General features: G+C 66.3%; 18 protein-coding genes and 1 tRNA gene. 4 read left to right on the top strand and 15 right to left on the bottom strand.

What is annotated here, in order from left to right; all coding sequences use genetic code 11:
• The first annotated feature begins 4 nt into the window (after positions 1 to 4).
• Positions 5 to 1,681: a phospholipase D-like domain-containing protein gene (locus tag DK926_RS11390; RefSeq protein ID WP_114330481.1), complete on the top strand. Its 1,677-nt coding sequence runs from the start codon at positions 5 to 7 to the stop codon at positions 1,679 to 1,681.
• Positions 1,682 to 1,729: 48 nt separating this feature from the next.
• Here the strand turns inward: DK926_RS11390 and DK926_RS11385 are convergent, their stop codons facing one another.
• The 3 genes from DK926_RS11385 to DK926_RS11375 all read right to left on the bottom strand — a co-directional run bounded on the left by DK926_RS11385 (position 1,730) and on the right by DK926_RS11375 (position 4,441).
• A complete protein-coding gene (locus DK926_RS11385) occupies positions 1,730 to 2,440 on the bottom strand; it encodes a type 1 glutamine amidotransferase domain-containing protein (protein ID WP_114330480.1) in 711 nt (236 codons plus the stop codon).
• 66 nt (positions 2,441 to 2,506) lie between these two features.
• Positions 2,507 to 3,484, bottom strand: a complete 978-nt coding sequence (locus DK926_RS11380; protein WP_114330515.1) for a LacI family DNA-binding transcriptional regulator — start codon at positions 3,482 to 3,484, stop codon at positions 2,507 to 2,509.
• A gap of 348 nt (positions 3,485 to 3,832) precedes the next feature.
• Positions 3,833 to 4,441 (bottom strand): helix-turn-helix domain-containing protein, encoded by a 609-nt coding sequence (locus tag DK926_RS11375; RefSeq protein WP_114330479.1) that lies wholly within the window; start codon positions 4,439 to 4,441, stop codon positions 3,833 to 3,835.
• A gap of 92 nt (positions 4,442 to 4,533) precedes the next feature.
• Between DK926_RS11375 and DK926_RS11370 the strand changes: the two genes are divergently transcribed.
• Positions 4,534 to 5,745 (top strand): pyridoxal phosphate-dependent aminotransferase, encoded by a 1,212-nt coding sequence (locus DK926_RS11370; RefSeq protein WP_114330478.1) that lies wholly within the window; start codon positions 4,534 to 4,536, stop codon positions 5,743 to 5,745.
• Between the two features lie 68 nt (positions 5,746 to 5,813).
• Here DK926_RS11370 and DK926_RS11365 read toward each other — a convergent pair.
• From DK926_RS11365 to DK926_RS11345, 5 genes are all read right to left on the bottom strand, one after another.
• Positions 5,814 to 5,886: transfer RNA gene (locus tag DK926_RS11365), tRNA-Thr, on the bottom strand.
• Positions 5,887 to 6,038: 152 nt separating this feature from the next.
• Positions 6,039 to 7,226 carry a DNA polymerase III subunit delta' gene (locus tag DK926_RS11360; protein WP_114330477.1) on the bottom strand — a complete coding sequence of 396 codons (1,188 nt, stop codon included), beginning with the start codon at positions 7,224 to 7,226 and terminating at the stop codon, positions 6,039 to 6,041.
• A gap of 214 nt (positions 7,227 to 7,440) precedes the next feature.
• A complete protein-coding gene (gene topA, locus DK926_RS11355; protein WP_114330476.1) occupies positions 7,441 to 10,452 on the bottom strand; it encodes a type I DNA topoisomerase in 3,012 nt (1,003 codons plus the stop codon).
• A 145-nt stretch (positions 10,453 to 10,597) separates the two neighbouring features.
• On the bottom strand, positions 10,598 to 11,185 hold the full coding sequence (locus tag DK926_RS11350) for a hypothetical protein (protein WP_114330475.1): 588 nt from the start codon (positions 11,183 to 11,185) through the stop codon (positions 10,598 to 10,600).
• Positions 11,186 to 11,370: 185 nt separating this feature from the next.
• Positions 11,371 to 11,574, bottom strand: coding sequence for a cold-shock protein (locus DK926_RS11345; protein WP_005248460.1), 204 nt, complete (start codon positions 11,572 to 11,574; stop codon positions 11,371 to 11,373).
• 582 nt (positions 11,575 to 12,156) lie between these two features.
• Here DK926_RS11345 and DK926_RS11340 point away from each other — a divergent pair.
• Complete coding sequence (locus DK926_RS11340; RefSeq protein WP_243636757.1) at positions 12,157 to 14,424, top strand: DEAD/DEAH box helicase; 2,268 nt, start codon at positions 12,157 to 12,159, stop codon at positions 14,422 to 14,424.
• A 210-nt stretch (positions 14,425 to 14,634) separates the two neighbouring features.
• A complete protein-coding gene (locus DK926_RS11335; protein WP_347812640.1) occupies positions 14,635 to 15,099 on the top strand; it encodes a MaoC family dehydratase N-terminal domain-containing protein in 465 nt (154 codons plus the stop codon).
• Position 15,100: 1 nt separating this feature from the next.
• Here DK926_RS11335 and DK926_RS11330 read toward each other — a convergent pair whose 3' ends face one another.
• The 7 genes from DK926_RS11330 to ssd form a co-directional block, all read right to left on the bottom strand.
• Positions 15,101 to 15,448 carry an Rv3654c family TadE-like protein gene (locus tag DK926_RS11330; protein ID WP_114330472.1) on the bottom strand — a complete coding sequence of 116 codons (348 nt, stop codon included), beginning with the start codon at positions 15,446 to 15,448 and terminating at the stop codon, positions 15,101 to 15,103.
• Entirely contained in the window at positions 15,432 to 15,731 is a 300-nt protein-coding gene (locus DK926_RS11325) for a TadE family type IV pilus minor pilin (RefSeq protein WP_068426559.1), read from the bottom strand. The genes DK926_RS11330 and DK926_RS11325 overlap by 17 nt, the downstream gene beginning before the upstream one ends.
• 20 nt (positions 15,732 to 15,751) lie before the next feature.
• Positions 15,752 to 15,955: a DUF4244 domain-containing protein gene (locus DK926_RS11320; protein ID WP_068426563.1), complete on the bottom strand. Its 204-nt coding sequence runs from the start codon at positions 15,953 to 15,955 to the stop codon at positions 15,752 to 15,754.
• 63 nt (positions 15,956 to 16,018) lie between these two features.
• Entirely contained in the window at positions 16,019 to 16,588 is a 570-nt protein-coding gene (locus tag DK926_RS11315) for a type II secretion system F family protein (RefSeq protein WP_114330471.1), read from the bottom strand.
• Complete coding sequence (locus DK926_RS11310) at positions 16,588 to 17,385, bottom strand: type II secretion system F family protein (RefSeq protein ID WP_114330470.1); 798 nt, start codon at positions 17,383 to 17,385, stop codon at positions 16,588 to 16,590. Before DK926_RS11310 ends, DK926_RS11315 begins: the two co-directional genes overlap by 1 nt.
• Positions 17,382 to 18,557, bottom strand: coding sequence for a TadA family conjugal transfer-associated ATPase (locus DK926_RS11305; protein WP_114330469.1), 1,176 nt, complete (start codon positions 18,555 to 18,557; stop codon positions 17,382 to 17,384). Before DK926_RS11305 ends, DK926_RS11310 begins: the two co-directional genes overlap by 4 nt.
• Positions 18,554 to 19,657 (bottom strand): septum site-determining protein Ssd, encoded by a 1,104-nt coding sequence (gene ssd, locus DK926_RS11300; protein WP_114330468.1) that lies wholly within the window; start codon positions 19,655 to 19,657, stop codon positions 18,554 to 18,556. Before ssd ends, DK926_RS11305 begins: the two co-directional genes overlap by 4 nt.
• Positions 19,658 to 19,926: the final 269 nt, after the last annotated feature.

The following is a 19,926-nucleotide window of genomic DNA, read 5'->3' as shown; positions in this document are numbered from 1 at the left end:
CTCCGTGATACCGCAGCGGCTGACCCGGACCATCGATGCGGTCGCGCGACGGCTGGGCCGCAGCAGCGCCGCGCTGCACGATCAGGTCCAGGACTTCGGAAGCGACACGCACCCGTGGTTCCTCGGCGCCGAGGAACGCGGTAACCCCGACACCCGCATCGCGGCATGGACCGTCGGCAACCGCGTCACGACGCTCGTCCACGGCAAGCCGTACTTCGCGGCCCTCGCCGACGCGCTGGCCGTGGCCGGAGACGGCGATCTGGTGATGTTCACCGATTGGCGCGGCGACCCCGAGCAATTCCTCACCGACGACGGCGTCACCGTGGAGGACGCGTTGGCCGACGTGGCCGGGCGCGGCGGCGTCGTCAAGGGAATGGTGTGGCGGTCGCACATCGAGACGCTCGGTTTCACGGGCCCGAAGAACCGCAAGCTCGCCCTGAAGCTCGAAGAGGCGGGCGGCGAGGTGATTCTCGATCAGCGCGTGCTGGCGTTGGGCAGTCATCACCAGAAGTTCGTCGTGATCCGCTACCGGGACGCCGACCGCTCCGACCTCGCGTTCGTCGGGGGCATCGATCTAGCCCGTGCCCGACGCGACGACGCGGATCATTTCGGTGACCCCGTCAGTCGGCCGTTTCCGCCCGAGTACGGGGAGATCCCGGCGTGGCACGACATCCAGGTGCAGATCGAGGGCCCGGCGGTACGCGACGTCGAGGACGTCTTCCGCGAGCGATGGGAAGACCCGGCCGCGCTGTCGCGACTGCCCTGGCATGCGATTCCCGACGCCATCCGCGGTGCGACGCGTGAGCCGTCGGACCTTCCCGAGCAGCTGCCCGCGTCGGATCCGGCGGGTTCGTGCGCGATCCAGCTGTTGCGCACGTACCCGCGTCGACGCCCGGCGTATCCGTTCGCGACGAAGGGTGAGCGCAGCACGGCCCGCGCCTACGCGAAGGCGCTGCGCCGGGCGCGACGTCTGATCTACGTCGAGGACCAGTATCTGTGGTCGGTCGACGTCGCCGAGGTGTTCGCGGCCGCGTTGCGTCGGGCGCCCGAACTGCGGTTGATCATCGTCGTGCCGAAGCATCTCGACGACGACAGCGCGATCACCATTCCGTCTGCCCTGCTGGGGCATTCGGCCGCGCTTGACGTCATTCGCGACGCCGGCGCCGACCGCGTTCTCGTGCTCGATCTCGAAAACGACCGCGGCATACCGGTATACGTGCATTCGAAGGTGTGCATCGTCGACGACGTCTGGGCTGCGGTGGGTTCCGACAACTTCAATCGTCGATCGTGGACCCACGATTCGGAACTGACCGCGGCGATCGTCGACGACGAGAAGGATCCGCGCGAGCCCACCGACCCATCCGGTCTCGGTGACGGCGCCCGGGTGTTTGCACGGGACTTCCGCCTCGAACTACTGCGTGAGCATCTTGGCCGCGACGTCGGGGACGACGACGATCTCGTCGACCCCGCGTCGTGCTTCGACACCGTCGCGGCGCACGCGGATCGTCTGGACGCGTGGCACAAGAACCCGTCCGGCGGGCCGCGTCCTGCCGGGCGGCTGCGGCGTCACGACATCGACGTGCCGCCCGTGTGGCAGCAGCGTCTCGCGTCGGTGGCGTACCGGTTGTTCGTCGACCCCGACGGCCGCCCTATCGGCATGCGGTTTCGCAAGAAGTTCTAGGGCGCCTGCGGCACCCGTGCGCGCTTAGTTGGTCTGGACTCCAACTATTCACGCACGGGTGCGTAGCGCCTCCACCACCCTGTCGGCCAGCGGCTTGGTCGACGCAGGGTTCTGCCCGGTGTAGAGATTCCTGTCGACGACGATGTGCGGCTCCCACGCGTCACCGGACGAGAAGCGGGCACCCGACTCGCGGAGTCTGCTTTCCAGCAGCCAGGGAGCCTTGTCGGCCAGACCTGCCTGTGTTTCCTCTTCGTCGGTGAAGCTGGTGAGCTCGTAGCCGTCGAACACCCAGGTACCGTCCTGGCGCGTGGCCGGCAGGAACGCGGCAGGTGCGTGACATACCGCGGATACAAGCTTTCCTGCGTCGAGAAGGTCAGTGATGATGGCACCGACCTGCGGCGACACCGCGAGATCCTCCATCGGTCCGTGTCCGCCCGGGACGAAGATGGCGTCGTAGTCGCCCGCCTTCTGGTCTTCGAGCACCGCGGGGCTGCGCAGCACGGAATCGACGGACTCCAGGTACTTCTTCAGCTCGTCGACCTTGGCTTCGTCACCGCCGTTGGCGTCGACAGCGAGAGATCCCTCGTCGACGACGGTCGGCTTTCCACCCGGCGACGCGACCGTCACGTTCCAGCCTGCGTCGACGAACGTGCGGTGAGATGCGACGAGTTCTTCGGCCCAGAAGCCCGTCGGATGTTTCGTGCCGTCCTTCAGAGTCCACTGATCGGCGGACGTGACTGCAAAAAGTAGATTCGTCATACCCCGTCGCATGCCCGATGACGGCATCGCCCAATCGTGCCTGGGCGACCGCGGACGGAACGGACGTCAGCGCTCCCGCGGCACCGCGGTCGTCCGGCGTCGGACCAACGTGGGCGCCAGCACGACATCCTCGGCCTGTTCACCTGCCAACCGAGCGAGCCCGCTGTCGACGGCCGCGTCGGCCACGGCGGCGACATCGTGCGAGATCGACGTCAACTGAATGTGCGCGATCCGCGACAGACGCGAATCGTCGTATCCCACAACGGAAATATCGTCCGGCACGTCGATGCCCCGTCGTAGAAGGTGATCGAGAACGCCGGTCGCCGAGTTGTCGTTGAACGCCACGACCGCCGTCGGTACCTCACCCGACGCCAACAGCTGCCGCATTCCCTCCGCGCCTTCGGTTTCCGTCATTCCGCCTGCGACGACGCGAGCGTGCTCGTCGAGGCCGTGACGTCGAATGGCCGCGAGAAATCCCTGTCGTCTGTCCTCGGCTCCCGGCGCTCCAGCTCCGTCGATGTGCGCGATGCGCCTGTGCCCCAACTGAACGAGATGGTCGACGGCCGTGCCGATGCCGGCCACGTCGTCGCCGCGGACCGATCCGATGGCGTCGACGCCGCTCGACCGCAGCAGCGCGACGACGGGGATACGCGCGTCGATCTCGGTGAGTTCCCTTGTCCCCAAGCCGGATCCGAGTAGAAGCGCCACGTCGCATCGTTCGCGCACGAGTGCTTGCACCGCACTCTCTTCGTCACGGGTCGGGGCCACCGCACTGAGCATGACGTCGTAACCATGTCGTTCCGCGGCCGCATAGACGTGTTCGACGAGGTCGCCGTGGAACGGTTGCTGCAGATCGAAGGTCACCCCGAGTAGTCGCGACTGGGTCTGCCGCAGCTTCTGTGCCCGACGGTCCGGCACGTACCCGATTCGGTCGGCGATCGCCTTGACTCGGTGCCGAGTCTCATCGCTCGCCCCGGGGACACCACGCATGACGATGGACACCAACGCGGGAGAAACGCCGGCGATGCGTGCGACGTCGGCCATCGTGGGTCTGACGCCGTCGATCTCCTCGGCCACTCGTCGTTCCTTCCTGCTCGCTCCTGGGAAACGCTAGTGGACCGAGCCGTCCCGGACATCATCCGACGCATTCGAACATATGCACTAACAGGGTGTGGATAGATCTGTGGAAATCTCGAGGACCGTCGGCCGGAAGCTGTGGATGGGCTGGGGATGAAACCGGGGTCGTCGAGCATTCCCCCAGCACAGGGCATGTGTACAAGAATTACACCCCTGTGAGTAAAGCCGTCGGCAGGGATGTGGACAACCGTTCAACTACGAGGCGGGCCGCTGCTGCGGATTGCCGGAGAACAACTGACTGAGCGCGACACCCCGTCATCCCATCCCGGGTGGCGGGGTGTCGCCACGCCAGGTGACCGCCTCGACAGACAGCGATCGTTCACCACGCACGATCGCGATGGCGTCGTCGAGGTCGAGCACGATGTCCGCGTCGGCGGAATCGATTTCGTTGTCGTGATGCTCGATGTCACCGTCGGCAACCAGGACGTGGAACGTCGACTCGCTTCCGATCCGCACGTTGACCGTCGCCTTTCCGACGCGTTCCGCGATCGCACGACCGATCGGGAACGCCATCCAATGCGCGCGGACGGCATCCTTGTCGCCGCGCTCGCCCAGACGGCCCGCACCCCATTCCGAGAGTGCCCTCAGCGCCGGCCGTAGACCCTCCCCGTCCTCGGTCAGTTCGTACACCGAGGCGTTGGTGGGCGGCCCGATCAGACGCTTCGCGACCACGCCGTCCGCTTCGAGGTCACGCAGACGAGCCGCGAGAACGTCCGTGCTGATTCCTGGCAGGTCGGCGAACAGGTCGCTGTAGCGACGGGGACCGCCGCAGAGCTCGCGCACGACGAGCAAACTCCACCGATCACCGACGATGTCGAGGGTTCGGCCTATGGCGCAGTACTGCTGATAGCTCCGACGTGGCATGCTTGCCATCGTAGACGGTCACTTGGAAAATCCAAGCGCAAACTTGGGCGAACCAAGTAGGTTGGGTGACTCCACCACGGAAAGGAACCTTCATGCAGGTCAGGCAGTCGAGCAAGCTCTCCGGTGTCTCGTACGAGATTCGCGGACCCGTTGCCGAACACGCGGCTCGCCTCGAGGCCGAGGGACACCACGTGGTGAAGCTGAACACGGGCAATCCCCTCGAGTTCGGGCTGGACGCACCGCAGGAGATTCTGTCCGACATCGTGCGTATGCTCCCGACGTCGTCGGGATACTCGACGTCCAAGGGGCTGCTGCACGCGCGCCGCGCCGTCGCGCAGTACTACGAGACCCGCGGAGTCCAGGACGTCGACGTCGAGAACGTCTTCCTCGGCAACGGCGTCTCCGAGCTGGTGATGATGTCGATGACGGCGCTGCTCGAAACGGGCGACGAGGTGCTCATACCTGCGCCCGACTTTCCGCTCTGGACCGCGGCCACGACCCTCAACGGCGGGCGCGCCGTGCACTACGTGTGCGACGAGGCGTCCGACTGGTTCCCCGACGTCGACGACATCGCGTCGAAGATCACCGACCGCACGCGCGCGATCGTGCTGATCAACCCCAACAACCCGACCGGCGCCGTCTACCCCGACGAGGTCCTGCTGCAGATACTCGAACTGGCGCGCCGGCATCAGCTCGTCGTGTTCTCCGACGAGATCTACGACAAGATTCTGTACGACGGCGCCACCCACACCAGTACTGCAGCATTGGCGTCGGCCGTTCTGTGCGTGACGTTCTCGGGTCTGTCCAAGGTGTATCGCAGCGCGGGTCTGCGGGCCGGATGGATGGTGCTCACCGGTGCATCCGTCGACGCGTCGAGCTACATCGAGGGACTCACGATGCTGGCCGGCCTACGTCTGTGCCCCAATGTGCCGGGACAGCAAGCCATTTCGGTCGCCATCGGCGGACGTCAGAGCATCTACGAGTTGACTGCACCCGGCGGCCGCCTCTACGAGCAGAGCACCCAGGCGTGGAAGTCGCTCAACGACATTCCCGGTATCTCCTGCGTCAAGCCCAAGGGCGCGCTGTACGTGTTCCCGCGCATCGACCTCGACTACTACCAGATCCACGACGACGAGAAGTTCGTCCTCGATCTGTTGCTGCAGGAGAAACTGCACATCGTGCAAGGAACGGGATTCAACTGGCCGCGGCCGGATCACTTCCGCATCGTGACGCTCCCGCACGCGGACGACCTCGAAGCCATCATCGGGCGCATCGGGAAGTTCTTGGCGAACTACAAACAGTGAGCTCGGCCCGGGGGCACACCAGAATGCAAGAACCCCGGCGCGCTGGTGCGCGTCGGGGTTCTTGTCGGAGCCGCCTAAGAGAATCGAACTCTTGACCTTTTCATTACGAGTGAAATGCTCTACCGACTGAGCTAAGGCGGCGTGCCTTTCGGCGTTCGTGAGTCTAACGGAGCAACCCGCGGAAAATGAAATCGGCACGTCAGCGGGGGTTCAGCGGCCTCCGTGGCGCATCGATGGACCGCGGCATCCGATAGACAGGTGCCACGGTCCATCGATGCCGGACTGGGCGAACGTCAGCGCAGCGCCGCACCCAACTGCGCGACCATCGCGTACACCGCGAACTTGGGCTTGGAGTTGAGTGCCAGCGCTTCGCGGCAGTCGAGGATCGCCTCGATGCTCTTCAGGAGAGCCTCGGGCGACGCTCCCCTGGCCATTCGCTCGATCTGATCGGCCATGTCGGGATGATTGAGCGTGGCCGTCGACCCGTACGACCGCGCCAACGCGTCGCGATACAGGCCGGCGAGGTCGATCAGCGCGCGGTCGAAGGAGTCACGCAGATTGCGGGTGCGCCTCGATTTCTGACGCGCCTCCAACTCCTTGATGACACCCGCCGACCCGCGTAGCGCTCCCGCCGCGCCCTTGCCGGTGCCGCCCGCACCGAGCGCCGTCCGCAGTTCTTCCATTTCGACGCCGTCGAGCGCGTCGCTGATCTCGGCGGCCTCGAGTTCGGCGGCTTTCACCATCTCCTCGGCCGCGAGGTACGCCTGATTGGGTCGCGCAGCCGCGGACGCCAAGCCCAACGCGCGCTTGCGTCGCGCACGTGCGTCTTCGTCATTCGCGAGCCTGCGGGCCCGTCCGACGTGACCACCGCTGATCGACGCCGCCCATCGGGCCGTCTCCTCGTCGAGCTGATCGCGCGTCTGCAGCACCTGCGCAATGGCCGACGACGTCGGCGTGACGAGATGAACGTGCCTGCACCGGGACCGCAACGTGACCGACATGTCCTCCGGATCGGTCGACGGCGCACACAGCAGAATGACCGTCCGCTCCGGCGGCTCCTCGACGACCTTCAGCAGCGCATTCGCGGCGGCCTCACTGAGACGATCGGCATCCTCGACGACGACGATTTGCCACCGCCCCGTGCTCGGGCGACGCGCGGCGATCTGCACGATGTCGCGCATCTCCTTGACGCTGATGCTCAAGCCCTGCGGGATGATGCGTCGGACATCGCCGTGGGTGCCTGCCATCGTCGTCGTACATGCGTGGCACTCGCCGCAGCCGGGCGTCCCCTCGCTGGTGCATTGCAGGGCTGCAGCGAAACACAGGGCGGCGATCGAGCGGCCGGACCCGGGAGGGCCGGTGAACAGCCAGGCGTGTGTCATCGCCGACCCGCCGTCGCCGAGGCGAGCGCCGACGGCTGCACCCGTCAATTCGGCTTCGACGTCCTCTTGGCCGATCAATCGATCGAATACTCCCGCCATGGAAGGCAGCCTAGTCGGCGAGTCCGACGTCTCTTCTCCACGTCCTCGAGGAGCAGCGCGGCGGGTGGCGCGGATGTTCTGCCGCAGTCACCTCGGCATCGATGGACCGCAGCAACCGTTGGACAGCTTGAATGGTCCATTCATGTTGACGGACAACATGAATGGACCATTCATGCGAATAGCCATCGCGGCGGCGAGCGACCGAAGGAGCTCGCTACTCCTCGGACGCCGGCGGTGCCTTCTTCGCTGCAGCCTTCTTGGCGGGTGCCTTCTTAGCAGGCGCTTTCTTGGCCGCCGTCTTCTTTGCTGCAGCCTTCTTCGCGGGCGTCTTCTTGGCAGCCGTCTTCGTGGCAGTCTTGGTCGCGGTTGCCTTCTTGGTGGCAGCCTTCTTCGTGGCCTTCTTCTTCACCGGGCCACGAGCACGCCTATCCGCCAACAGCTCCGACGCGCGATCGTCGGTGATGGACGCGACGTCGTCGTCCTTGCGCAGGCTGGCGTTGGTCTCGCCGTCGGTGACGTACGGACCGAAACGACCGTCCTTGATGACCATCGGCTTCTCGCTGACCGGATCGACGCCCATCTCACGCAGCGGCGGCTTGGCCTCACCCTGACGGCCGCGACGCTTCGGCTCGGCGTAGATCTTGAGCGCCTCGTCGAGGGTCACGGAGAACAGCTGGTCTTCGTCGGCCAGCGAACGAGAGTCCGTGCCCTTCTTCAGATACGGACCGTAGCGGCCGTTCTGCGCGGTGATCTCTTCCTTCGACTCGGGGTCGACGCCGACGACACGCGGCAACGACAGCAACTTGAGTGCGTCGTCGAGCGTGATGGTCGCGAGATCCATCGATTTGAACAGCGAACCGGTACGAGGCTTCGGTCCGGCGACCTTCTTGGCGGCCTTCTTCACAGGCGCCTTCTTGGCCGCAGCCTTCTTCACCGCGGTCTTCGTCGAACCGCCACTGTCGTCACCTGTGGGAATCGGAACGATGTCGGGTTCCGGGGCAGCAGGTTCCGGCTCCGGCTCGGGAAGGATCTCGGTGACGTACGGGCCGAATCGTCCTTCCTTGGCGACGATTTCGTGTCCGGTCAACGGATCGACACCGAGACGGCGGCCCTCCTGCGGCGTCGAGAACAGTTTCTCGGCGACGTCGATGGTCAGCTCGTCCGGCGGAAGGTCGTCGGGCAGGTTGGCGCGCTGCGAGATCGGATCCCCGTCGGGATCGTCGTCGTTTGCGATCATCCGCTCGAGGTACGGACCGTAACGGCCGACGCGAACGTGGATCTCGCGCCCCTCGGCGTCGTCGAACAGCCGGATCGAGTTGATCTCACGCGCGTCGATGTCTTCGAGGTTGGTGCCGACCATCTTCTTCAGACCACCGGATCGGGCGACCGACCCTTCGGCTCCGGTGTCGCCACCGAAATAGAAGCTCGTCAACCAGTTACCGCGACGTTCGCGGCCACCGGCGATGGCGTCGAGATCGTCCTCCATGCCTGCCGTGAAGTCGAAGTCCACGAGCCGGCCGAAGTGCGCTTCCAACAGACCGATCACCGAGAACGCGACCCACGACGGCACCAGCGCACTACCGCGCTTGTAGACGTAGCCGCGGTCGAGGATGGTCTTGATGATCGACGAATAGGTCGACGGACGGCCGATGCCCAGCTCTTCGAGCGTCTTGATGAGCGACGCCTCGGTGTACCGAGCGGGCGGGTTGGTCGTGTGGCCGTCGGGGTCGAGCTTGGTAGCCGTGACGGCGTGGCCCGCCTTCAACGCAGGCAGGCGCGACTCCGCGTCGTCGGACTGGCCACCGGCCTCGTCGTCGACGCTCTCGACGTACGCCTTGAGGAAGCCGGCGAACGTGATGGTGCGGCCCGACGCGGAGAAGGTGCACTCCTCGCCGGTTCCTGCGGTGCCGGTGATGCGCAGCGTCAGCGTCGTACCGCGGACATCGGCCATCTGCGACGCCACCGTGCGCTGCCAGATGAGCTCGTAGAGGCGGTACTCGTCGGTCTGCAGTGCCGAGTGCAGCTGGCCGGGAGTCTGGAAGACGTCACCGGCAGGCCTGATCGCCTCGTGAGCTTCCTGGGCGTTCTTTACCTTGCGCGTGTACTGCCTGGGCGACGGGTGGACGTATTCCGCGCCGTACAGCTCGGTTGCCTGCGCACGTGCCGCGGAGATGGCCGACTCGGACAACGTGGTCGAGTCGGTACGCATGTAGGTGATGTAGCCGTTCTCGTACAGACGCTGCGCGACGCGCATGGTCCGCTCCGAGCTGAACCGCAGCTTGCGGCCTGCCTCCTGCTGGAGGGTCGACGTCATGAACGGCGGGTACGGCTTGCGGGTGTACGGCTTGTCCTCGGCCGACGCCACCGTCAGATCGACGCCCTCCAGCGCTTCGGCCAGGCGACGTGCCCGCGACTCGTCGAGCACGGTGACGGCGTCCGACTTCAGCTTGCCGTCGGCACCGAAATCACGACCTGCGGCGACGCGTGCACCGTCGACGTTGACCAGACGCGCCCCGAAACTGCGCGGCGACTGATCGGCACCGGCATCGAGCGTTGCCGAGATGTCCCAGTACTCCGCGGTGCGGAACGCCATGCGATCACGCTCGCGCTGGACGATGATCCTGGTCGCGACGGACTGCACGCGGCCCGCCGACAGCTTCGGCATGACCTTCTTCCACAGCACCGGGCTGACCTCGTAGCCGTACAGGCGGTCGAGGATGCGACGGGTTTCCTGTGCGTCGACCAGGTCTTGGTCGAGCTCACGCGTGTCGGCAGCGGCCGCGAGGATCGCCGGCTTGGTGATCTCGTGGAAGACCATGCGTCGAACAGGGATCTTGGGGTTCAGGGTCTCGAGGAGATGCCACGCGATGGCCTCGCCCTCGCGGTCGGGGTCGGTGGCGAGAAAGAGCTCGTCGGCATCCTTGAGCAGGCCCTTGAGCTCGGCGACCTTCCCCTTCTTCTCCGGAGAGACGACATAGAGCGCCTCGAAGTCGTGGTCGACGTCGACGCCGAGCCGCGCCCAGGGCTCTCCCTTGTACTTGGCCGGCACGTCGGCCGCTCCGCGCGGCAGATCTCTGATGTGACCGACCGACGCCTCGACGACATAGTTCTTGCCCAGGTAAGGAGCGATCTTCTTCGCCTTGGTCGGGGACTCGACGATGACAAGGCGGCGCGGCTCCGCAGAGCCGGTGGTGGTGCCCCCCGAGCCGTTATTCCGTGCTGCCACCTTGCTGCCGAACCTTCCTTCGTCGCGTTCCCGACAGTCGATCTGCGGGAATTGTCTACCTCATCAATCCGACAATTTTGCCGGTGCGTCTGGTAACAGAGTGGCATACGCCGTCAAAACACTGTCAGATCAGCTGCGGAATCGCCTACTCGGCACGCGGCCAGCCGGCGCGTGCGGCGTCGTTCCGGGGCGGCATTCCGACGTTCTCCACCAGCCTCGACAGACGCCGACGCCCCGTGACGCGTAGCCCCGGCATGGAACCACGAGTACCGATCAGCGTCGGAGCGATACCGGCACGCATCAGAGCCTGAGCGAGAGGCGCATGCGTGTCCGGCGCGTGCGGATCGAGGCCGAGCACGTAACGCTCGCCGTCGGCCTCGGGACGGCCGGCAGCCAGAACCCATGCGCGGAGCTCGCGGGCGCCCGGCACCCAACCAGGAGGCATGGACTTCACCGCGCCTTTGGTCCACTGGGACGCCAGCGCGGACAACTCGGCCACGGACGCTGTCCGCACGAGGGGACGATCCTCCTCCGAGCGACCGATCTCGGCGACGAGTCCACACTCGGCGATCAGATCCGAGATGGCGTCCGCGCGCCATTCGTCGTCGACGACCACGGAGATCCGAGCACCCGCGCCCGACAGAACGACGTGGCCGGTCGACGCCAGCAACCCGCTCAAGTCCGTCACCGACGGCGGCAACGACTCGGCCGAGAAGAACGACAACTGGTTCACAGTGTGGACAGTAGGACATCGGGTCGAGTCACGACGCCCGATGCGCACGTGTCCGCACACCGAAACCGAAAGACCCTGAGGTACCCACGAAACGACTCATCCCCCTCACCGCTCGGCAGAGCCGACACGTGTGAGGGGGATGAGTTTCGTCGATTCGACTCGCCGTGCGGCGAGCGGATTCGAAATCAGACCGCGCGAACGCCGGTCGCCTGGGGCCCCTTGGTTCCCTGGCCGACCTCGAACTCGACGCGCTGGTTCTCCTCGAGGGTGCGGAAGCCGCTGCCCTGGATCTCGGAGTAGTGAACGAAAACGTCAGCGGAGCCGTCTTCTGGTGCGATGAATCCAAAGCCCTTTTCGGCGTTGAACCACTTCACAGTTCCCTGTGCCATGCTTTTCCTTCTCTTTCTAACACCGGATGCGATGGACAGCACTTACAGTCCACCGGGCCGGTTCCGACCGTTGTACTTCCTGATTTTCCCCCTCAGCAGAACCCCTGCAAGAACAGAGACCCCCTCAGGAAACGCTCCAAAAGCACAGCGCTCGCAACATCGATCCTGCGAGCGTGAAAACGAACACAGAAGCTGCGACCACGTCAAGTCAACCACGACTTGCGGTTTTCCAACAGTCGAAAATGGCAGTTTTCGCCAATTTTGTTGATCTTGAGGACCGTGACAACGCCCGTTGCATCGTTCACCACCTCCCACCTGGGCCGACGCTCGGCCGCCACACGCCTCGAATCGGGCTGGCGATAGCATGAAAACCGCAGGTCGCGGGCCTGGCCGACGCGGCACGCAAGTTTCGAGTGAGCATGGAGAGCATCAGTGACCCAACCGGATCCGTCGAACAGGGGTCATTCGAACGAATGCACCCCGAGCACGCCGGTCGATGACGGGCAGCCCACTCCCGCTGCCGGTTACGGCCGCGCGCTTCTCGATCGTGTTCTCGCCGGCACTCCTTCGGGCGAGCAGCCCCTGACGCACGTCGCCGAACTCCCCGGGCGAGAAGCCCAAACAGTCGACTGGCCAACATGGTTGAAGTCCGAAGTACAAGCGACGCTGCGTGATCGTGGGATCCCACGCCCCTGGAGTCATCAGGTCCGCGCCGCAACCCTTGCCAGCGAAGGTCATCACGTTGTCCTGTCAACAGGCACAGCGTCGGGAAAGTCTCTGGCATACCAGATGCCGATTCTGACGACCCTTCTCGACGACGCGCGGGCGACCGCGTTGTACCTGGCTCCGACGAAGGCTCTCGGCGCAGATCAACTTCGCAACACCATTTCGATCACGGACGAGTTACGCGCTGATGCACCGGAACTGGCCGATGTCTTCCCCAGCGCATACGACGGCGACACCCCGATCGAAATCCGGCAGTGGGCCCGAGCCAACGCGCGGTGGATTTTCACCAACCCCGACATGGTCCACATCGGAATCCTCGGCGCTCACGAACGCTGGTCCCGGTTCCTGCGGAACCTGCGCTACGTCGTCGTCGACGAATGCCACTACTACCGTGGCGTCTTCGGCTCCAACGTCGCTCTGATCCTGCGGCGTCTTCGACGCGTGTGTGCGCGTTACGGCGCGTCCCCCGTCTTCGTGCTCGCCAGCGCCACCACGTCCGATCCCGGCGCCGCGGCGTCGCGACTCGTCGGCGCCCCATGTGAGGAGGTGACCGAGGACGGGTCGCCGCACGGGCCACGGACGGTCGCACTGTGGGAACCGCCGCTACTGAAGGAGATCACCGGCGAGAACGGTGCCCCCGTACGAAGATCGGCGGGTGCGGAAGCATCGCGCATCATGGCGGATCTCGTCGTGGAGGGCGCTCGCACACTGACTTTCGTCCGATCACGGCGCGGAGCGGAGGTCACCGCGTTGGGCACGCAGCGGTTCCTGGCCGACGTCGATCGCGACCTGCCCGCCCGCGTCGCCGCGTACCGCGCCGGCTATCTCGCGGAGGACCGTCGCAAGCTGGAATCCGATCTGTCCGACGGCACTCTTCTCGGTGTCGCGACGACCAACGCACTCGAATTGGGTGTCGACATAGCGGGTCTCGACGCCGTGGTCGTCGCAGGCTTCCCCGGCACGGTTGCGTCGTTCTGGCAGCAGGCGGGCCGCTCGGGCCGACGCGGTGAAGGATCGCTCGTCGCGCTCGTCGCACGAGACGACCCACTCGACACGTATCTCGTGCACAATCCCGGCGCCTTGCTCGACAAACCGATCGAGGCAACGGTCACCGACCCGACGAACCCCTACCTCCTCGGACCTCAGATACTTTGCGCTGCAGCCGAACTGCCGATCACCGCCGCGGAAGCCGACGAGTTCCACGCCGAGGCAGTACTCGCCGAACTCGTCGCAGACGGGCTGCTGCGCAAACGACCGCACGGGTGGTTCATCACACCGGAAGGCGAGAAGTACGCACCGCACGCGTCGGTGAACATCCGGGGCGGGAGCGGCACCGAGGTCGCGATCGTCGACGGCGAAACCGGACGCATGCTCGGCACCGTCGATGCCGGAAGGGCCCCTGCCACAGTCCATCCCGGCGCTGTGCACATTCACCAGGGCGAATCCTTCGTCGTCGACGATCTGAATCTCGAAGACGGTCTCGCACTGGTACATCCGGAGCAGCCCGACTGGAACACCTCGGCGCGAGAGACGACGGACATCTCGGTGACGGCCGTGCATTCGCAAGCCATGCTGGGTGAGGTGACGCTCGCGCTGGTTCAGGTGAACGTCACGCATCAGGTGATCGGGTATCTGCGTCGACTGCACTCGGGTGAGGTGCTCGATTCCGTCGAACTCGACATGCCCGAGCAGACCTTGGACACGCGCGCGGTCATGTACACGATCACGCCGGAACTGCTGATCGAGCGTGGAGTGTCGCCCGAACGCTTCCCGGGGTCGTTGCACGCGGCCGAGCATGCCGCGATCGGTCTGTTACCGCTCGTCGCGACGTGTGACCGGTGGGACATCGGCGGTGTGTCGACGGCGCTGCACCCCGACACCGGATTGCCGACGGTGTTCGTCTACGACGGGTACGACGGCGGCGCCGGATTCGCCGAGCGAGGCCACCGCGCATTCCGCGACTGGCTGGAGGCGACGAGAGACGCGATCGAGTCCTGCGAATGCCGAACGGGATGCCCCTCGTGCGTGCAATCTCCGAAGTGCGGCAACGGCAACGACCCGCTCGACAAAGCAGGCGCCATCGTGGTTCTGCAGGCGGTACTCGACGCACTTCCCACCCGGTGACGAACCCGACCCTGTGATGACGAACCACACGAGAACTGGGCCTTCCGTTGGGACCCAGCAAAGACTTTCTCCACTGCCCCACCAAATTGGTTCGAGGCTGCTGGACTAGTAGAATCGCAGAGTCGAAAGGTTCAGCACATGTCGACGGTATCGATAAGCCCCTCAGCCACCGGCCACACCATTCGAGACAGGGTCGGAGCGCATCATGTCGTGAGCTTCACCTACGAGATCGGTAGGGAGAAAATCAAGGAATTCGCCCGTGCCGTGCAGGACGATCACCTGACGCATTTCGACGACGGCGCAGGTCGCGAACTCGGTCACGACGGCGTCATCGCACCCGTCACGTTCGTCAGCGTCATCGGCACTGCCGTACTTCCCGAGCTGTTCGAGAACCTGCTCATCGGGTACGGCATCGGCGACATCCTGCACACCGATCAGCAGATCAAGCTGCACCGTCCGCTCCGAGCAGGCGACGTACTGTCCAGCGACCTCAGTCTCGAATCGTTCCGGCAGTCGGGCGGCAGCGACATCATGGTCACCGCCAACGACATCACGGACGCGTCCGGTGAGCTCGTCGCCACGACGAAAACCACCTTCGTCGCGCGCACCGGCGGTAACCCGGAGAGCGAGAATTTCCAAGGTGTACTCGACGGGGTTCTGCGCCAGGGAGGGTAAGTCACGCCGGCCCCGCCCGCGCCGCGGCGGTGGCGTCGCGCACCCCGAAACGCCCGAGCGGCAACGTGATCGACACTTCCACCACGACATCCCACCCGTCGACGGTGCAGTCGACCAACGTGGCCTCCGCACGCTCGACGACGTCTCGTGCCGCGGCACACGCGTCGGCGATTCCGAGATCGAGAGCCGATGCCGCCGCGAGCGCGGACAGGTCCGCCGCCGACTGGGCCCGGTGTCGCCCGCTGATCGCGGATCCGACGTGGACGATCGCGATCACGACGATCAGTAACGCCGCCACCGCCAGAGCCGCGAGGACTGTCACGCCCCCGTCGTCACGATCCATCGTCATCCGCCGATTCGATCGCCGCGACAGCCTGCGCGCTGACCGTCAGCCCGGGTAGAGCCGTGTCCGCCTCGACACGCACCGTCACGAACCCGCCCGTCGAGGTGACGGTCACGCGCGCCTCGTCCGGCGCCAGATCCACCGTCGACACCGTGTCGCCACGAGCGACGAGCCGTGCCGTCTCGCGTGCCGCATCCACACATCGAACATGCAGCGAGACAGCAAGAATCGCGCCGATGCACATCACGACGACAGCGACGATGGACGCGACCGCGATCGCCGCCTCCACCGTCGCGCCGCCGTCATCGGCTACACGGACGTGTTGAGCGCCTTGTCGATGATTCCCGTCAGTGTGCCCACGATGGAATCGCCCGTCACGACGGTGTACAGAATTGCTCCGAACGCAGCGGCGGCGATGGTACCGATCGCGTATTCGGCCGTGGACATTCCGTCGTCTGCGACGGCTGCAACGACGATGCGTGCCCTCGCCTCTCGAATGATGTTCCCCAACATGGTGTTCCCCCTCCTCGTTCTCCGAGACGGCGGCCCCGTCCCGGAAGTCTGTTACCCCGGCCTTCACAGAAGACCCCCACCCAGCACGGTGCGCGCGAGTCCCAGGACGACCGGAACGATGCCCAGGCACACGAACGCGGGCAGAAAACACAGCCCGAGCGGGCCGCTGATCAGCACCCCGGCGCGTTCGGTCGCGGCTGCAGCCGCATCCTCGGCCTGCGCACGCCGCTCGTCGGCGAGTTCCGCGATGCCGTCGGCCAGCGACGCACCCGACCGCGCCGATCGTCGGGCCATCCGCGCCAACGACTCGATGTCCGGCTCGGCCTCCACCGGGGCCCAGGCCGCGTCGGCGTCGGCGCCCAGGACCAGGAGATCAGCAGTGGTGCGCAAGGCCGTCCCGAGAGGCTCCGGGGCGGTGTCGCCCACTGCCGCCGCAGCGGTTCCGACCGGCAGCCCGCCACGAAGACACGCCGCAAACAAGTCGAAAGTCGCTGCTACAGAGTGCGAATCGGCGACGACCACCGGTTCGGTATCGCCCGGTGCCGGGCCGTCCTTCCCGAGGCGCCCGATAGGTGAGGTGGACGCGGGCAGGACGAGCAGCGCCGACGCGGCGCACACCGCAGCCGTCCACATCACCGGACGACCCTGCCGGTGATGGCGTCGGACCACAGCAGTCCAGCGCAGACCAGAGCCGAGCCCACGACCAGCAGCACTCCCCCGAGCCCACCGCCCAGGAGCACGCCGAGCGGTTCGGCTCCCATCATCTGCCCGAGGAGAACCCCGACGACAGGCAGACAGGCGAGCACGGTGGCCGTGGCTCGCGCGCCGGCGAGCCCGGACGTCACTCGATCGCGAAAGCGTCGGCGCGCGGATATGTCCGACCGCGCGGCGGCGAGCAAACCGGCAAGTCCGAGGCCGTATTCGTCGGCGACCCTCCACACGATGGACAATCGTGAAAGCTCCTTCGTCAGAACCGAATCCGTGACCGCGAGCCCTGCATGTGCATGCCCGCCGAGTCTCGCACGCCCCGCGGCCCGGCCGAACGCGACCGCGGCGTCGCCACTACCCTCGTCGGCAGCGGCCGCGCAGGCGAGTGCCGGATGGGATCCGACGCTCAACTCGCCGATGACGACATCGAGACCTGCTGCGAGCGAATCGATCTCGGCGCGTCGAACGCGGTCTCGTAGGGCGCGTCGACGACGCACGACGAGAGTGCTCGCGACGACAGCGGTCGCGCAGACTGCGCTGACACCGCCGACGAGATAGGTCGACACCAGGAGCGCCACCGCCCCCGATCCCACCGCGACCGTGCGCGAGATGCCGCCCGCCTTCGCTACCTCAGCCGGTCTGCGCGGGAACAGCACTCGGCGTCGCGGTCCTGGCAGAACGACGACGGCCGCTGCGCAGACAGCGAACGCAAGGGCGCTCATGTCGTTCTCCGTTCGACCATGGCGTCGAACAGTTCTCGGCCTCGGTCGACGTGACCATGAGCGCTCCATGCGGGAACGATGGTCACCGCGCCGTCCGCATCCGGCACGACGACGGCGATCTCGCGCAATCGGCGTGCACCGTCGTGCGCGCGATGCACGTGCAGGACGACCTGAACGGCCGCCGCGAGTTGACTGTGCAGCGCGCCGCGGTCCATACCACCCAGTGCAGCAAGGGCTTCCAGCCGCGGTGGTACCTCGGCAGGCGAATTGGCGTGAATGGTTCCGGCACCACCGTCGTGACCGGTGTTGAGTGCCGTCAACAGGTCGACGACCTCGGCACCGCGGACCTCACCGACGACGAGTCGATCGGGCCGCATGCGCAGCGCCTGTCGGACGAGTTGGCGGACCGTCACCTCTCCGATGCCCTCGACGTTCGGTGCGCGCGCCACCAGACGCACCACGTGTGGATGTGCAGGCGCCAGTTCCGCGGCATCCTCGACGCAGACGATGCGCTCGGTGGGTGCCACCTCGCCGAGGAGGGCCGCGAGCATCGTCGTCTTTCCTGCACCTGTGCCCCCGACGACGAGGAACGCCAGACGCGCGACGATCATGCGTCGCAACAGCACCAGCGCATCGGGCGTGATCGCTCCGCGTGCCGCCAACGCGTCCAGACCCTGCGTCGTCGGACGTAAGACGCGCAGCGACAAGCATGTGCCTCCCCGGGCGATCGGCGCGAGAACGGCGTGCAGACGAACACCGAACGTCCCGTCGCCCACTCCGGGCAACTGGCCGTCGACCCATGGCTGGGCGTCGTCCAATCGGCGCCCCGCCGACAGGGCCAAACGCTGCGCGAGGCGCCGGACGGCAGCGTCGTCCGCGAATCGAACTGCACTGCGCTCCAGACCTTCTCCTCGATCCACCCACACCTCGTGCGGTGATGTGACCAGGACGTCCGCGACACGAGGATCGACCAGCAGCGTTTCGAGTGGACCCGCGCCGGTCAGTTCGGTCTGAAGCACCCGGAGAGCGTCGAGCAGATCGGTGTCTCCGATGACCCCGCCCGCTTCGATGCGCACCGCACTCGCGACGAGCGCAGGAGTGGGATCCTCCGCCGAGCTCGCCAATCGCTCACGGACGCGATCGAGCAGTTCGGCAGTGACGACGGTCGTCATGCTGCCCACCGGCCACGTCGAGGCCGCCGGCCGAATGTCGCAAGGATGTCCTCGGCAGCCACTCGCAACGCCGATCGCCGTCCGAGCACGAGGCCTCCGCGCTCGACACGCTGGGCCAGGCCTACGTCGGGCCGCATCGTCGCCAGCAACGGCAGCTCGAGATTGTCGGCCACATCCACGCCGCGGATGCCACCCGGCGACGGGCCGCGCACGACGAGGCCGACGTTCGTGTTGCGCGAGCTCACATACGCCGCGACAGTCTGGGCGCTCGCGACCGCCCCGATGTCGGCCGTCACCACGAGAACTACCAGGTCGGCCGCGTCGAGAAGCGCGTCGCTGTGCACTCCTGGATGTCGAGGAACGTCGCACACGACGAGATCGCCTGCCGTCCGACCCGCGTCGACGACGGCTTCGCACGCACGCGCGTCGATGTGGCCCGTCGCGTGACCGGCCGCCAACACCGACAGCCCGTTCGCCGACGGGAGCGCACCGTGCAAGGCATCCGCGGTGACGCGCCCGCCCTCGACGGCGAGCCCCGGCCACCGCAACCCCTGCACGTCCTCCCAGCCGAGCAGCAGATCGAGACCACCGCCGAAGGCGTCGCCGTCGACGAGCAGCGTTCGAGTGCCGTGCGCTGCGGAGATCGACGCGAGAGCCGCAGCGAGCGTCGACGCACCGGCTCCTCCGCGGCCACCGATGACGGCGATAGCGCCGCCGTCCCCGTCGCGGTCACGTGCGTGTGCGGTGAGGACACGAATCAGAGCGTGTTCGTCGTCCGGGAGGCCGAACACGCTGGTCGCACCGACCGACGTCGCGGCGCGCCAATGTTCGACGTCGGGCTCTCCCCGGGACAGGACGACGACGCCGTCACGCCGCGGGAGCCTGCTCGAGAGCACCTCGGCCGTGTGCGCCGGGTCGAGCAACACGACGTGCGCCCGGTCCCAGTCGAGGCGCGCAGGAGGGGTCGGCCCCTCCGTCGAATCGTGCTCGTGGACAGTGCACTCCGCGGCCGCGGCGACACGAAGCGCATCCGCCCGCAGGACTGCGTCCGCGGTCAGCAGCAGGACCATCCGCGGACGCACAGTCGGTTCTCGTTCCATGAGCCAAGAGACTGCGTGATCTGCGGGCCGTCGCCAAGACTGTTTCCGAAATTGTGGATGAACTCGGGGGCTGTGGATGAATTACTGGACGGTGGTACCACTATCGGCACGAGCGCACTACCGACTGGTAAGTCCGGTTATCGCACAACAGAACTCGCACACCAGGAGGAGATGACTGGGCGACACAGGGCCCGAAACAGAGGACGACCCTCGCCAGGGGGGGGAGGAGGCGAGGGTCGTCGTCTAGTTCAGCCCCGGGGGTCGGGCTG

This window comes from Rhodococcus sp. Eu-32, assembly GCF_003336925.1.
Taxonomy (GTDB): domain Bacteria; phylum Actinomycetota; class Actinomycetes; order Mycobacteriales; family Mycobacteriaceae; genus Rhodococcoides; species Rhodococcoides kyotonensis_B.
Note: the sequence above shows the minus strand (reverse complement) of the source record. Positions and strands in the feature narration are given on the sequence as shown.